11 protein-coding genes are annotated in these 13,189 nt (G+C 63.7%); 6 read left to right on the top strand and 5 right to left on the bottom strand.

The window, feature by feature from the left end; all coding sequences use genetic code 11:
* From AC1DXU_RS19500 to AC1DXU_RS19510, 3 genes are all read right to left on the bottom strand, one after another.
* Positions 1 to 2,371 (bottom strand): VCBS domain-containing protein (locus AC1DXU_RS19500; protein WP_477371623.1); only part of this gene is annotated, 2,371 nt, incomplete at its 3' end.
* 414 nt (positions 2,372 to 2,785) lie between these two features.
* A complete protein-coding gene (locus AC1DXU_RS19505; RefSeq protein ID WP_477371624.1) occupies positions 2,786 to 2,974 on the bottom strand; it encodes a hypothetical protein in 189 nt (62 codons plus the stop codon).
* Between the two features lie 476 nt (positions 2,975 to 3,450).
* Positions 3,451 to 4,353: a GNAT family N-acetyltransferase gene (locus tag AC1DXU_RS19510; RefSeq protein WP_477371626.1), complete on the bottom strand. Its 903-nt coding sequence runs from the start codon at positions 4,351 to 4,353 to the stop codon at positions 3,451 to 3,453.
* A 240-nt stretch (positions 4,354 to 4,593) separates the two neighbouring features.
* On the opposite strand from AC1DXU_RS19510, the gene argE reads away from it, so the two are divergent.
* The 6 genes from argE (at position 4,594) to AC1DXU_RS19540 (ending at position 11,174) form a co-directional block, all read left to right on the top strand.
* Entirely contained in the window at positions 4,594 to 5,718 is a 1,125-nt protein-coding gene (gene argE / locus AC1DXU_RS19515; protein ID WP_477371628.1) for an acetylornithine deacetylase, read from the top strand.
* 11 nt (positions 5,719 to 5,729) lie between these two features.
* A complete protein-coding gene (locus tag AC1DXU_RS19520) occupies positions 5,730 to 6,653 on the top strand; it encodes a 2-hydroxyacid dehydrogenase (RefSeq protein WP_477371630.1) in 924 nt (307 codons plus the stop codon).
* Positions 6,654 to 6,676: 23 nt separating this feature from the next.
* Entirely contained in the window at positions 6,677 to 7,030 is a 354-nt protein-coding gene (locus AC1DXU_RS19525) for a cupin domain-containing protein (protein WP_477371632.1), read from the top strand.
* Between the two features lie 150 nt (positions 7,031 to 7,180).
* Positions 7,181 to 8,644 carry an aldehyde dehydrogenase family protein gene (locus tag AC1DXU_RS19530; protein WP_477371634.1) on the top strand — a complete coding sequence of 488 codons (1,464 nt, stop codon included), beginning with the start codon at positions 7,181 to 7,183 and terminating at the stop codon, positions 8,642 to 8,644.
* 10 nt (positions 8,645 to 8,654) lie between these two features.
* Positions 8,655 to 9,698 carry a tartrate dehydrogenase gene (locus tag AC1DXU_RS19535; RefSeq protein WP_477371636.1) on the top strand — a complete coding sequence of 348 codons (1,044 nt, stop codon included), beginning with the start codon at positions 8,655 to 8,657 and terminating at the stop codon, positions 9,696 to 9,698.
* Positions 9,699 to 9,716: 18 nt separating this feature from the next.
* Complete coding sequence (locus tag AC1DXU_RS19540; protein WP_477371638.1) at positions 9,717 to 11,174, top strand: NAD-dependent succinate-semialdehyde dehydrogenase; 1,458 nt, start codon at positions 9,717 to 9,719, stop codon at positions 11,172 to 11,174.
* Between the two features lie 39 nt (positions 11,175 to 11,213).
* Here the strand turns inward: AC1DXU_RS19540 and AC1DXU_RS19545 are convergent, their stop codons facing one another.
* Both AC1DXU_RS19545 and AC1DXU_RS19550 read right to left on the bottom strand, forming a co-directional pair.
* Positions 11,214 to 12,488 carry an NAD(P)/FAD-dependent oxidoreductase gene (locus tag AC1DXU_RS19545; RefSeq protein ID WP_477371639.1) on the bottom strand — a complete coding sequence of 425 codons (1,275 nt, stop codon included), beginning with the start codon at positions 12,486 to 12,488 and terminating at the stop codon, positions 11,214 to 11,216.
* Between the two features lie 16 nt (positions 12,489 to 12,504).
* Positions 12,505 to 13,173, bottom strand: coding sequence for a haloacid dehalogenase type II (locus AC1DXU_RS19550; RefSeq protein ID WP_477371641.1), 669 nt, complete (start codon positions 13,171 to 13,173; stop codon positions 12,505 to 12,507).
* Between the last annotated feature and the right edge of the window lie 16 nt (positions 13,174 to 13,189).

A 13,189-nucleotide genomic window follows, 5' to 3' on the forward strand; every position in this document is an offset into this window, starting at 1 on the left:
ATCGACGTCGGAGAAGATCGACGTCGGAGAAGGTGACCTGGCCGGTTGCCTGCTGCGCCGAGGTCGGCAGGTCGTCGCCTTCCGAGACGTTGCCCGACTGCGCAGCCGAGGTGATCAGCGGCGCGTCGTTGGTGCCGACGATGTCGATCGACACCACTTGGGCGGCAAGGCCGCCATGGCCGTCATCGACCTGGACGGTGAACGAATCCGACAGATGCTCGCCGACGGCAAGCGCATCGACGGCGCCGCTGTCGCTGACCGTATAGTGCCAGGTGCCGTCGGGATCGACGCTGGCCGTGCCGTGGGCGGCGGCGATGCTGACCGAGAAGCTGTGGCTGTCGGAGGCATCGACGTCGCTGAAGGTGACCTGGCCGGTTGCCTTCTGTGCCGAGGTCGGCAGGTCGTCGCCTTCCGAGACGTTGCCCGACTGCGCAGCCGAGGTGATCAGCGGCGCGTCGTTGGTGCCGGTGATGGTGATTGCCACTGTCTGTGTGTCAGTGCCACCGACATGACCGTCGTCGGCCTTGATCGTATAGGTGAGCGTCAGCGTCTCGCCGGCGGCCAGGAAGTCGAAGGCCTGCGGAGATGAGTTGAACGACCACGTCAAATTGTGGGTCTCGCCCGAATCGGCCGTCAGCGAGGCCGGCGACACCGTCAGCATGTTGATGACAGCGGCACTGTTCAGGCCACCCAGGGTGCCGCCGAGCGACACCGAGGTCACGCTCGCGCTCACCGTGTCGGAAAGATCGGCGTCCGTGACCGTTAGTGTGCCGCTGGTGCTGAGGGGCAGGTTGGTCTCATTGATGCCGGTGGCAGCGCTATCGCCAGCGCCAACAGTGATGTTGGGCGCGTCGTTGGTGCCGGTGATCGTGACGGTGACAAGCTGACTGACCGTGCCGCCATGGCCGTCATCGATGGTGACGGTGAACTTCTCGGTCGCAGTCTGGCCTTGCGCCAAGTACTGGGTTGCGGCGTTGGCGACCTGATAGGTCCAGCCGACCGTGCCGGGCTCGGTCAGGGCATTCTCGCTGGCTGCGCCCATGATGAGGGTGCCCCCCAGAGTATTCGCGGCGGCGGCCGTGACACTGGTGGTGTGGACGTCGATGAGGTCGAGGTCGCTGAAGGCGATGGTGCCGGTGTTAGACAGGGTCGGCGATGCGGAATCCTCGATGACCGCGCCATCGGCGTCGGTGCCGGCGACTGTAATGGTCGGCTTGTCGTTAGTGCCGTAGATCGTGACGGTGACGAGTTGGCCGGCGGTGCCGTCGGAAGAAACGGCGGTGAAGCTGTCGGTGATCGATTGGCCGGCGGCGAGATGCTGGATCGCGGCCTGTGTGTTGCTGGCGCTATAAGTCCAGTTACCGGCTGCGTCCAGGGTGAAGGTGCCGTAGCCGTTGCTGCCGGCCACGCTGGCCTGCGGGGCGAAGTTCGACTGACCCTGGTCGGCATCATTGATGGTCAGCGCGCCGCTGGCGTTCAGCTTGCTGGCGACAACCGCGACGTCCTCGGTCACCGAACCGGTGTGCACGCCATTGATGACAGGCACGTCATTGCTGCCGGTGATGTTGACGACGATGTTGTAGGTGGCGGTGCCGTCCGCCGATTTCACCTGGAGCGTGTCGGTTACCTGCTGGCCCTGCTTCAGCGGGTCGGCAAGGGCCTGGTTGAGCGCGTAGGTCCAGGCGCCCGTCGCGGTGTCGAAGGTGAAGGTGCCGTAAGTGCCCTGCAGGCTCGGGGGCGCCTGGAAATTGTTCTGATTGGCATCGACGTCCGAAACGGTCAGCTGTCCGTGCGCACTGGCGTCGCCAGGCGTGCCATTGGCGACGCCGCCCGCTTCCACGACAGTGTTGTCGACGTTGGCAGCCGCGGTGATCGTCGCGCCGTCGTTGGTGCCCTGAATATTGACGGACACGCTGGCCCAGCTCAGCGTTCCGTTGCCGAGCTTGATCGCGTAGGTGAAGGTCTCGTTGATCCGGTCGGTCGCGGTAAGCGCCTGCAGGCTGGCGAAGCCATGCTGCTGCAGATACTGGCTAAGGTCCATTTCGACCTTGCCGTTGTTGATCCGGATGTAGACGCCGCCGCCTATGCACTCCCAGGCGGAGATGCCGGTCGCCTGAACGTCCTGGGTCGTCAGATCGATCGGCGCGTATTGCTTGGTGGAGGTCGAGTCTGAAGTCCCGTCATCAACCGAATAGAGGGTCTTGGCGTTTCCCCCAAGGTCGTTGGCCATCACATCCAAAAGAATGATGGACTGGGAGGCGGAAACGATGACGACATTGTCTTCAGTATAGTTGAAGACGTCATCCTTGGCCTGCGGCGTGTTGGAAAACGACGTCGTGGTGCCACCGGCACCGGCGATCTGTGTGGCCATTGTATCCCCCCTGACGGCAGACGCGTCCGGCGCCAGCCCGTTGGCCGTGCGCAACGGCTAACTACCCATGCCGTAAGGGTCGGCGCGCAGCGTTTCAGGGAGAGGAGATCCTCAGACTACCAGGCGCAAAGCGGCAGCCCATCCCGTGAATGGCCACCCCACTATGGCAATTTCACAAGCTGACGATAGCTCTGGCAATTGCTGCCACGGCTTAGCAATTTCGCGTTGCGTCTCCCCAACCCTAGTAGCGCCGTAACTCGTTGTTGCTGACCAGGAGCTTCTTGACGCTACCCCTATATTAGTAATTTATTAACTACTCACCCGGGCGCGTCAACAGCCAATTCGATGAATAGTTAACGTCAAAAGGCGTACGCCTATGCCGCTGCGGATCGTCTCGAAACGCGCTGACAGCCGCTACAGGAGCGGAGCGTCGACCACATGGCTGAAGGCCAAATATTTCGAGGAAGCCGATTTCTGTGCATCGGCGACTGCTTCTGGCGTCGGCACCAGCAATGCCCGCTTTTGGTACGCGGTCAAGTCGGCCGGAATGACCGAGATGCGGCACGAAGCGAACCCGCCTTTTTGCACGCCGTTCCACGCCATAGGCCTCTCCCCTTTTGAAAGGGCTTTACTTCATCAGCGAGGTGGCCGCAGATCGGACTTGTGAGTTTGGAGATGGAGAAATGCCAGTTCGGCGGGAAGTGAGATACGGACGCGAAAACAATTCATACGACGGCGAAAATCGCAGTCCCAGCTACTCTATTGCCGCCGTTTGCCCACTCGATTGTTTCAACCTATGTTAACTATTTGATTTTGAACGGCAATTTGTTTTACTCAACACATATACCGACGAACGTGCCGTCAGAAATTTGGACCTTTGATTTTATTGATGAATTTTCGCTGTCCGTGAACTCATTGCTTTCGCGGACTATCGACAAGACGAGCTGATTTTTCCTCGCAGACTGCCATTGGTCCGCTTGGCGACAGCGCGAAAAATACCGTCATTGTCTAACCGATTGTTGCATTTGACGGTGCCGGCGAGACGTGGACAGCCGCGACTGCCCGCGTCCTGGGCTGAACTACCCGAGAGTTTGACTGGCGAGGGCATAGGTCACCGGTGCAACTACGCCGCCGACGGCAAAATCGGAAAGGCGTTTGCCCATCGACATGGTGAGGACCGTGTCGAAAACCGGCATTCCGCTGTGCGACAGAAAGGCGGCGAACTCGCCATTGTCCATGTGGGTGTCGATCCGAAGGAAAGACCCCGAATGGTCGGCCACGTGCGGCCGCACGACCGCCACGGCGTCCGCGTCGCTTTCCGCCACAACCGGCCCCACGACATGGCCCCGCCCGAACGGCCGACAGAGCGCGAAACCCTTCAGCGTGTCACCCTTGAAAAGACCATAGCCGGCCGAGTGCGCGAAAAGCTTTTCGATGAGCGCCGCCCGCCTCACGCCAAATCCTGCCGCGTCGAGCGCGATCGCTGCGGGAATATCCCTTGCGTCCAAAGTCCGGAGATCGCCTCGCCTATCTGCCGGCCTGGCCGTCGCCTGCATCCGGGCGATGCCCTGGCATTGGTAAACGGTCTTCTCCGGTTGGAAGTCGAGCGAGAGATAGAGCCGTCTTGCGGCGCGCGTTGCATTGAGGCGCAGATCGCGGCCGACGACCTTGTCAAAGACCCGCTTCATCAGCCACTGCCCCGCCCCCAGCGTCTGGAGTCGCGGCGAGGTGATGACCATCCCCACGGTCGCGAAATCGGTGCCATGTGCGAACCACATGGCCGAGCCGAGAACCCGGCCGATCTCATCGAGCGCCACGAACCCCTGTCCCGATTCACGCAGGAATTGCCAATCCTCGGCGCGATGCGGCCATCCCACGGAGAGCGAGAGTGCATGCAGCCGGTCCAGCTCGACGCCTTCGATGTCGCCGATGCGCATCGAGAAGGTGTCGATCTTCAACTTTCCGGACGGCTTCAAGTCCATGCCTCTGAAATATCCCCGCAAATTGACGGGCGACACGCCGCAGCCGCCCTCTGTCCACCAACGCTAAACAAACAGGCCCACACGATTTGCTCGAAAGCCACCTGCCAACGCAAGATTCAACTGAAACATTTCCGCTTTCGGCATGCAATCGCGTCAGAACGCGCACATCCTTTCCGGCAATGTTGCAACTATGGTCGACGGCACCGATCCCGGCGAACCCGATATGCTTTGAGGGCTGGAATGGACGTCTTCGACATCCTCGACCGTCTCGTCGCCTTTCCGTCGGTCGCCGGCAAGCCGAACGGTGATATCACCGGCTGGATCGAGACGTATCTCGCGGAGCACGGCACGCAGGTCACCGTGCTGCCGGGTCCGGAAGGCGACCGTTTCAATCTTTTCGCGACGATCGGCCCCGCCGATGTCCCGGGCTACATCCTGTCCGGCCATATGGACGTCGTTCCCGCCGGCGAGCCGCAATGGAGTTCGGCTCCTTTCACGCTGCGCCGGGAGGACGAACGGCTCTACGGACGCGGCACCACGGACATGAAGGGGTTTCTGGCCGCGGTGCTCGCGGCCGTGCCCACGCTGGCGAAGCTGCGCCTTGCCAGGCCAATCCATCTCGCCTTCTCCTATGACGAAGAGGTGGGATGCCGCGGCGTGCCGCATTTGATCGCCCGCCTTGCCGAACTTTGCGCCAAGCCGCTCGGCGTGATCGTCGGCGAGCCGAGCGGCTTGCGCGCTGTACGCGGCCACAAGGGCAAGGCGGCCGCCCGTGTGACGATCAACGGGCGCTCCGGCCATTCCTCGCGACCCGACCTCGGCCTCAACGCCCTCCACGCCATGGCCAAAACGCTGGCTACGGTCGTGAGCGAAGCCGAGCGGCTGACGCATGGCCCTTTCGACTCGGCCTTCGAGCCGCCCTATTCCTCGCTGCAAGCTGGCGTGATCAAGGGCGGACAGTCGGTCAACATCATTCCCGACAGCTGCACGCTGGAGCTGGAGGCGCGCGCCATTCCGGGCGTCGACCCGGCCAGCCTGCTTGCAGCGGTAAGGGCGAAGGCAGAGGCCTGTGAGGCCGACGGCTTTCGGGTCGAATGGACGCCGCTCAGCGCCTATCCGGCGCTGTCGCTGCCACAGGACGCGCCGGTGGCGGCGCTACTGCAAGAGCTGACCGGCGAAACGCCGATCGCCGCCGTCAGCTACGGTACCGAGGCCGGGCTCTACCAGGCCGCCGGCTTCGACGCGATCATCTGCGGCCCCGGCGACATCGGCCGCGCCCACAAGCCCGATGAGTACATTCTCACCAGCGAACTCATCGCCTGCCAGCGGTTGATCGAGGCGCTGGGCACCCGCTGCGCGGCTTAAGGGGAACCGGAATGACATTCCTGTTCAATTCCGACGCGCGGCGCGGGGAGATCTTCGCCGAAGCCTTCGCCAAAGAACTGCCGGACGTCGCCTTCACGATGGATGCCGCAACGGTCGATCCCGACGCCGTTCGCTATCTCATCACCTGGACTGCGCCAGAAGACCTCGCCCGCTACCGGTATCTGGAGATCCTGTTTTCCCTGGGCGCAGGCGTTGACCAATTTCGCTTCGATGCCGTGCCGGCGAAGGTGAAGATCGTGCGGACGATCGAGGAGGGCATCGTGCGCATGATGCAGGAATATGTGACGCTTGCCGTGCTCGCCCTGCATCGCAACCTCCCCGAATATCTGGCACAGCAACGCGCTGGCGAATGGCGCGACATCCCACAGCTGCAGGCCGGGTCGCGCCGGATCGGCGTGCTCGGCCTTGGGCAACTCGGCCAGGCCGTCGTCGACCGACTGAAGCCCTTCGGTTTTCCGCTCGCCGGCTGGAGCCGCTCGCCGCGGCAAATCGAAGGCGTGACCTGTCATCATGGCGAACCTGGACTGGAGGAGATGCTGGCGACCAGCGAGATACTCATCTGCCTTCTGCCGCTGACCGAAGACACGCGCGGTTTCCTCGATGCCGCCCTGTTCGCGAAGCTGCCCAAGGGCGCGGCGCTCGTCCACACCGGCCGGGGACCACAGCTCGATCATGAAGCACTTGTCGCCGCGCTGAACAGCGGCCACCTTTCGGCGGCGATGATCGATGTGACCGATCCCGAACCGCTGCCCGCGGGTCATCCTTTCTGGTCGCATCCGAAGATCATCCTGACCCCGCATGTCGCGAGCGTCACCCAGCCCGCGACTGCTGCGCGCGCCGTCATTGAAAACATCCGACGCCACCGCGCTGGGCTCGACCCCATTGGGCTCGTCGACCGGTCGCGCGGCTATTGAAGTCCAACCTGAAAGGCCATCCATTGTCCCTGCTCAAGACTGTCGATACCAGCCCTGCCTTCCCGCCGCGCGAATCCAGGGCGCTGCCCGAACGACTGATAGCCGGCAACCCCGCCTTCAAGACCTGGGCGCAGGACGCCGCCAAGGACGATCTCGTCCACACCGGCATCTGGGAAGCGACGCCCGGCGAGACGCGCTCGATCAAGGGGGAGACTTTCGAGTTCTGCCACATCCTCACGGGCGTGATTGAAATCACACCCGATGGCGGCGAGGCGGTGACCTACCGCGCTGGCGACAGCTTCGTGATGAAGCCTGGCTTCACCGGTGTCTGGAAGACCATCGAGACGGTGCGCAAGATCTACGTGACGGTCGGCTGAAAGCGTCCGCGTGAGGTGCCGGCCCCCGCAACAGATTTTGCCGTCCCTCATCGCCAGTACGCAACAAACATCCGCGACTGATCGTCGAACGGTGCATGCTGCGCTCCTGCTCGCGCTAGGTTCCCGCAGAATGCTGCAAGGTGGTCGCCTATGAAGTTGAGCTTCGATCCGGATACTGTCTCCCTTCCTGTCGGCCATTTCATTGGCGGAGAGCTGATCGCGGCCGAGGGTGCGATCGAGATGCGCCGGCCGTCGGATGGCAAGGCATACGCCGCCAGCCCCGTGGCCGGCGTCGATATGGTCGACCGTGCGGTAGCGAGCGCCAAGGCGGCGCTGAAGGCCAGCAACTGGGGCGGCGTTCGGCCGCGTGAGCGCACCAGGGCACTCCAGGCCTGGGCCGACCTGATCGAGGCGGAAGCCGAAACGCTGGCAGAAATCGAGGCGTTGTGCTCGACGCGGCCCATCGGCCAGCTCGTTGCAGGCGACATCGCCGTGACCGCCGAGCAGATCCGCTTTTTTGCCGAATTCGCCGACAAGGAAGGCAGCGAACTCGTGCCCACGGACGATGCCACCCTTGGCATGATCATGAGCGAGCCTTATGGCGTGGTCGGCGCGATCACGCCCTGGAATTTTCCTATCTCGATGGCCGGCTGGAAACTTGGTCCGGCACTGGCCGCGGGCAATGCGGTGGTGCTGAAGCCGTCGGAAATGACGCCCTTCTCGGCCGTCTATTTGGCAGAGCTCGCCGTCAGGGCTGGCCTGCCGGCCGGGCTGATCAACGTGGTGCTCGGCGACGGTCCGACGACCGGCACGGCGCTGACTGGTCATCCCGAGATCGCCAAGGTCAGCTTCACCGGCTCGACCCGCGCCGGCTCGGCCATCATGGAGAACATCGCCCGCACCGGCGTCAAGCCGATGACACTGGAACTCGGCGGCAAGAGCCCGCAGATCGTCTTTGCCGATGCCGATCTGGAGAGGGCGGCGACAGCCATCGCCGGCAGCGTCACCTTCAACGCCGGCCAGGCCTGCGTCGCCGGCACGCGCCTGATCGTCGAGAGGAGCGTAGCCGACAGGCTGACGGCCGCGATCCTGGAGAAGATGAAGGCGGTGCGGCCCGGCCCAACCTGGGATGAGTCGACACACTATTCGCCGATCATCTCGGAGCGGCAGCGGGCACGCGTCGACGGCATCGTGCAGGCGGCCGTCGCGACCGGCGGCGAGTGCCTGACCGGCGGCGGCGCCATGGACAGCCCCGGCTATTTCTACGAGCCGACACTGATCGCCAATGTCGACCAGTCTAACCCGGCGATCGTTGAGGAAATCTTCGGCCCGGTTCTGACCGTCCAGACCTTCGAGACCGAGGAAGAGGCGCTGGCGCTGTCCAGCCATCCGACCTACGGGCTGGCTTCCGGCCTGTTCACCTCCGACCTGTCCCGTACCATCCGCCTGGCACGCAGGCTCGAAGCGGGCACCGTCTGGGTCAACCGCTACAGCCGTTCGCGCGACCATATCCTGCCAACCGGTGGCTACAAGCGCTCCGGCATCGGCAAGGATCTCGGCCGCGAGGCCTATCTCGCCAACCGCAGGACCAAGAGCGTCCTGATCAGCCTGTGAAGAGATTCCGATGAAGTCCTACTCGATCGCTTTGATCCCCGGTGACGGCATCGGCCGCGATGTGACCGCCGCCGCCTGGACGGTGCTGGAGACCGCGGCCAAGAAATTCGGCTTTGCGCTGACGGGAACCGAGTTCCCCTGGTCCTGCCGCTTCTTCAAGGAAACCGGCCGCATGATGCCGGAAGACAGCATCGAGACCCTGCGCGGCTTCGATGCCATCCTTCTCGGCGCCGTCGGTTGGCCGGCGGAGGTGCCGGATTCCGTCTCGCTGCACGGTCTGCTGCTGCCGATCCGCAAAGCGTTCGTGCAATATGCCAACATAAGGCCGCACCGCCTGCTGCCGGGCGTCACCGGACCGCTGCGGGCGGAAAACTTCGACATCCTGTGCATCCGCGAGAACACCGAGGGCGAATATTCGGGCGCCGGCGGGCGCGTGCATCAAGGCACGCTGGACGAGGTTGCGGTGGAGACCTCGATCTTCACCCGCGCCGGCGTCGAGCGCATCCTGCGCTTCGGCTTCGAGCAGGCACGGTCGCGGCGACGCAAACTCGCCTCCGTCACCAAGTCCAACGCGCAGAAATACTCGATGGTGTTCTGGGACGACATCACGCGAAAGCTGGCCGCGGATTATCCTGATGTCGACGTGACCAGCTATCATGTCGACGCGCTCGCCGCGCGCATGATCATGGCGCCGGAGAGCCTCGACGTGGTCGTCGCCTCCAACCTGTTCGGCGACATCCTGACCGACATCGGCGCGGCGATCCAGGGTGGGCTCGGCTACGCCGCCTCCGCCAACATCAATCCCGACCGCTCGGCGCCGTCGATGTTCGAGCCTGTGCACGGCTCCGCGCCCGACATCGCGCATCTGGGCATCGCCAATCCGATCGCCACCATATGGTCCGGCGCCATGATGCTCGACCATCTCGGCGAAGCGGCCGCCGCCGGCCGAGTCATGCAGGCGGTGGAAGCGACAACCGCGCGAGGCATTGGAACCACTCCGGGCAAAGACAGGACGGAAGCCATCACCGCCGCTGTCGTCGCAGCGCTCTCCTGATTGCAAAGGTCGTTTTCGATGAAAAACCTGAAAGACAAAAGTCTCTTCCTCGAAGCCGGCCTGATCGGCGGTGAATGGGTCGCTGCCGGCTCCGGCAAGACGGTCGATGTCGTCGATCCGGCGACTCAGTGCGCGATCGGCACGGTGCCCGATATGGCCGGCCCGGAGACCCGCGCGGCCATAGACGCCGCAGCGTCCGCCTATGGGGATTGGAAGAAGAAGACCAACGCCGAGCGTGCCAGCCTCCTGGAGGCCTGGCATGGCCTGATGCTCGCCCATCTGGACGATCTCGCGCTCATCCTGACGACCGAACAGGGCAAGCCGCTGGACGAGGCCAAGGGCGAGATCCGCTACGGCGCTTCCTTCGTCAAATGGTTCGCGGAGGAGGCACGCCGCATCAATGGCCACACCATCCCCTCGCCGACGCCGGACCGGCGCATCATCGTGCTTAAGGAACCGGTCGGTGTGTGCGGCATCATCACGCCGTGGAACTTCCCCAACGCGATGATCACCCGCAAGGTCGCGCCGGCGCTGGCCGCCGGCTGCACCGTGGTGATCAAGCCATCCGAGTTCACGCCCTATTCGGCATTGGCGCTTGGCGTGCTGGCCGAACGGGCGGGTATCCCCGCCGGCGTCATCAACATCGTCACCGGTATGCCGGCCGAAATCGGCAACGAGATCATGGCGAATGAGACCGTCCGCAAGATCTCCTTCACCGGCTCGACACGGGTCGGTTCGCTGCTGATGCGCGGCGCGGCCGACAGCGTGAAACGGCTCAGCCTCGAACTCGGCGGCAACGCGCCCCTCATCGTCTTCGACGACGCCGATCTCGATCTCGCCGTCGAGGGCGCGCTTGTCTCTAAATTCCGCAATGGCGGCCAGACCTGCGTCTGCGCCAACCGCATCCTCGTCCAGGCTGGCGTCTATGACGCGTTCGCTGCGAAGCTCACTGCTCGAGTCAACGCCATGACGGTAGGGCCCGGCACGCAGCCCGGCGTCGCCATCGGGCCGATGATCAACATGGCGGCGGTCGAGAAGATCAACCGCCATGTCGAGGACGCGCTCGCCAAGGGTGCTGTGATCATTACCGAGAAGCAGGCGCTGCCGGAGGGTCCTCAGTATGTGGCGCCGCTGGTGCTGACCGGCGCCACAAAGGACATGCAGCTCGCCGGCGAGGAAACGTTCGGCCCGGTCGCGCCGCTTTTCCGGTTCGAGACAGAAGAGGAGGCGATCACGCTCGCCAACGGCACGCCCTACGGCCTTGCTTCCTACTTCTACACCGAGAATTTGAAGCGCGCCTGGCGCGTCGGCGAGGCGCTGGAGTTCGGCATGGTGGGGCTCAACACCGGCTCGGTCTCGATGGAAGTCGCCCCCTTCGGCGGCGTCAAGCAGTCCGGCCTCGGCCGTGAGGGGGCGCAGGTCGGCATCGAGGAATATCTCGAGATGAAGAGCTTCCATATGGGCGGGCTCAGCTGAGGCAATTTGGCTGGCAGCCTGGCCGGTCCCGGTCGACGATCACTGAATCCGATCGAGCGCCTTGTAATAGAGGCCGACCATCGGCAGGAACCAGGGCTTGCCGGAATAGCCGGGGATGGAAGGCCACTCTAGCCCCTTCACCGGATTGCGGTCTTCGCGGCCAAGCATGGCATCGGCCAGGATCATGCCGAGATGGGTGGAAAGCTGCGCGCCGTGGCCGGAATAGCCCATCGCGTACCAGACACCGTCTTGGTAGCCGGCCCGCGGAAAACGGTCCTTGGTCATATCGACCAGCCCACCCCAGCAATAGTCGATCTCGACCTTGGCGAGCTGCGGGAAGATAGCCGCGAGGCCGGCCTGCAATATCTGTCCGCTCCTGGCATCGGAGCGCTGGTCCGAGGTCGCCGAGAAGCGCGCGCGACCGCCGAAGATCAGGCGCCTGTCCGGTGAAAGCCGGAAGTAGTTGCCGATATTCATCGAGGTCACGCATGTCCGATTGCCGGGCATGGTCGCCGCGATCTCGGCGTCACTCAACGGCCGCGTAGCGATGATGAAGCTGCCGACGGAGATGATCCTGCGGCGAAAATAGCCGAAATTCGGCGTGGTGTAGGCGCCGGTCGCCACCAGCACATTGTCGGCGCTGATCCGGCCGCGGGAGGTCGTTAGCTCATGCCTGCCACCGACCTGCTTGTGGTCGGTCACCGCCGCGTTCTCGTGGATGATGGCGCCGTGGCGAACGGCCGCCGTGGCCAGGCCTGCCACATAGCGGCCCATATGCATCATGGCGCTCTTCTTCGACAGCATCGCGCCGTGGAAGGGCGAGCCGATCTCGGATTTGAGGTCGACCGCCGACAGCAGTGCAGTATCCGGATCCACTTCCGCATGGAGGGTTTCGAAATTGCGGGCGATCGCTTCGAAATGCTGCGGCTTGGAGGCAAGCTTCAGCTTGCCGGCGCGGCGGAAATTGCAGTCGATGCCTTCTTCGGCGACCAGCGCCTCGATGGTATCGACGGAGGCGTCCAGCGCCCGGTAGAGCGCGATTGCCCGTTCCTTCCCAAGCTCCGCCTTGGCCGAAAGATAGCTGTGAGCGAGGCCGTTGTTGAGGTGCCCGCCATTGCGACCGGATGCGCCCCAGCCCACCCGCTCCGCCTCCAGCACCGCCACCTTCGCGCCGCCCTTCGCCAGTTGGCGCGCCGCGGCGAGACCGGTGAAGCCGCCACCGACGATGACGGTGTCATAGTGCCCCTCGACCGGGCCTTGCGCTCCGCCGGAAAAGACAGGGGCGGTATCGTGCCAGTAGGAGCTCAGTTTCATCGACGATCCGCCTGTTTCAAAGCCCGACCACGCCCGGAAGACCGGAAATGTCTGATATCTCGACATAGCCATAATACGGGTTTGCCGGTTCGTGGCCGCGATTGACCCAGACCTTGTTCTTGATGCCGAGATCGTGTGCCGACATCAGGTCGTAGCGGAACGAAGACGAACAGTGAAGGATGCCCTCCGGGCCGCAGCCCAGCATGTCGAGCATGTATTCGAACGCCTTGAAGCGGGGCTTGTAGGCCTGCGCCTGCTCGGCCGTGTAGACGGCATGGAACGGCGCGCCGAGCTTCTCGACATTGGACATGATCTGCGCGTTCATGGCGTTGGAGAGGATAACCAGCGGAATTTCCTTGGCGACCTTCGCCAGGCCGGCCGGAACGTCTGCATGAGGCCCCCAGGTCGGGACACGCTCATACACCATCCTGGCGTCGTCGGCGCTGAAGGCGACGTCGTTGCGCTTGCAGGAGCGCTCGAGCGCGTTGTGGACGACGTCGGCATAGGGCTTCCAGTCGCCCATGATCTCGTCGAGCCGATAGGCCGCGAAATTCTTGATGAACTCCAGCATGCGCGGCTCGTCGAGCCGGCTGCCGTAGAGGTCTCGCGCCGCTTCCGCCATCTGGAAATTGGTCAACGTGCCGTAGCAGTCGAAGGTGATATATTTGGGCCAGAAAGAAGCCATGTCCGTCGATCTCCAG

It is taken from the genome of Mesorhizobium sp. P3_A10, assembly GCF_056403175.1.

What these genes read in the sequence shown, in the direction of transcription:
- AC1DXU_RS19505 (WP_477371624.1), bottom strand. Translation starts at nt 2,974, where the DNA reads ATGGCGTGGAACGGCGTGCAAAAAGGCGGGTTCGCTTCGTGCCGCATC.
- AC1DXU_RS19510 (WP_477371626.1), bottom strand. Translation starts at nt 4,353, where the DNA reads ATGGACTTGAAGCCGTCCGGAAAGTTGAAGATCGACACCTTCTCGATG.
- argE (WP_477371628.1), top strand. Translation starts at nt 4,594, where the DNA reads ATGGACGTCTTCGACATCCTCGACCGTCTCGTCGCCTTTCCGTCGGTC.
- AC1DXU_RS19520 (WP_477371630.1), top strand. Translation starts at nt 5,730, where the DNA reads ATGACATTCCTGTTCAATTCCGACGCGCGGCGCGGGGAGATCTTCGCC.
- AC1DXU_RS19530 (WP_477371634.1), top strand. Translation starts at nt 7,181, where the DNA reads ATGAAGTTGAGCTTCGATCCGGATACTGTCTCCCTTCCTGTCGGCCAT.
- AC1DXU_RS19535 (WP_477371636.1), top strand. Translation starts at nt 8,655, where the DNA reads ATGAAGTCCTACTCGATCGCTTTGATCCCCGGTGACGGCATCGGCCGC.
- AC1DXU_RS19540 (WP_477371638.1), top strand. Translation starts at nt 9,717, where the DNA reads ATGAAAAACCTGAAAGACAAAAGTCTCTTCCTCGAAGCCGGCCTGATC.
- AC1DXU_RS19545 (WP_477371639.1), bottom strand. Translation starts at nt 12,488, where the DNA reads ATGAAACTGAGCTCCTACTGGCACGATACCGCCCCTGTCTTTTCCGGC.
- AC1DXU_RS19550 (WP_477371641.1), bottom strand. Translation starts at nt 13,173, where the DNA reads ATGGCTTCTTTCTGGCCCAAATATATCACCTTCGACTGCTACGGCACG.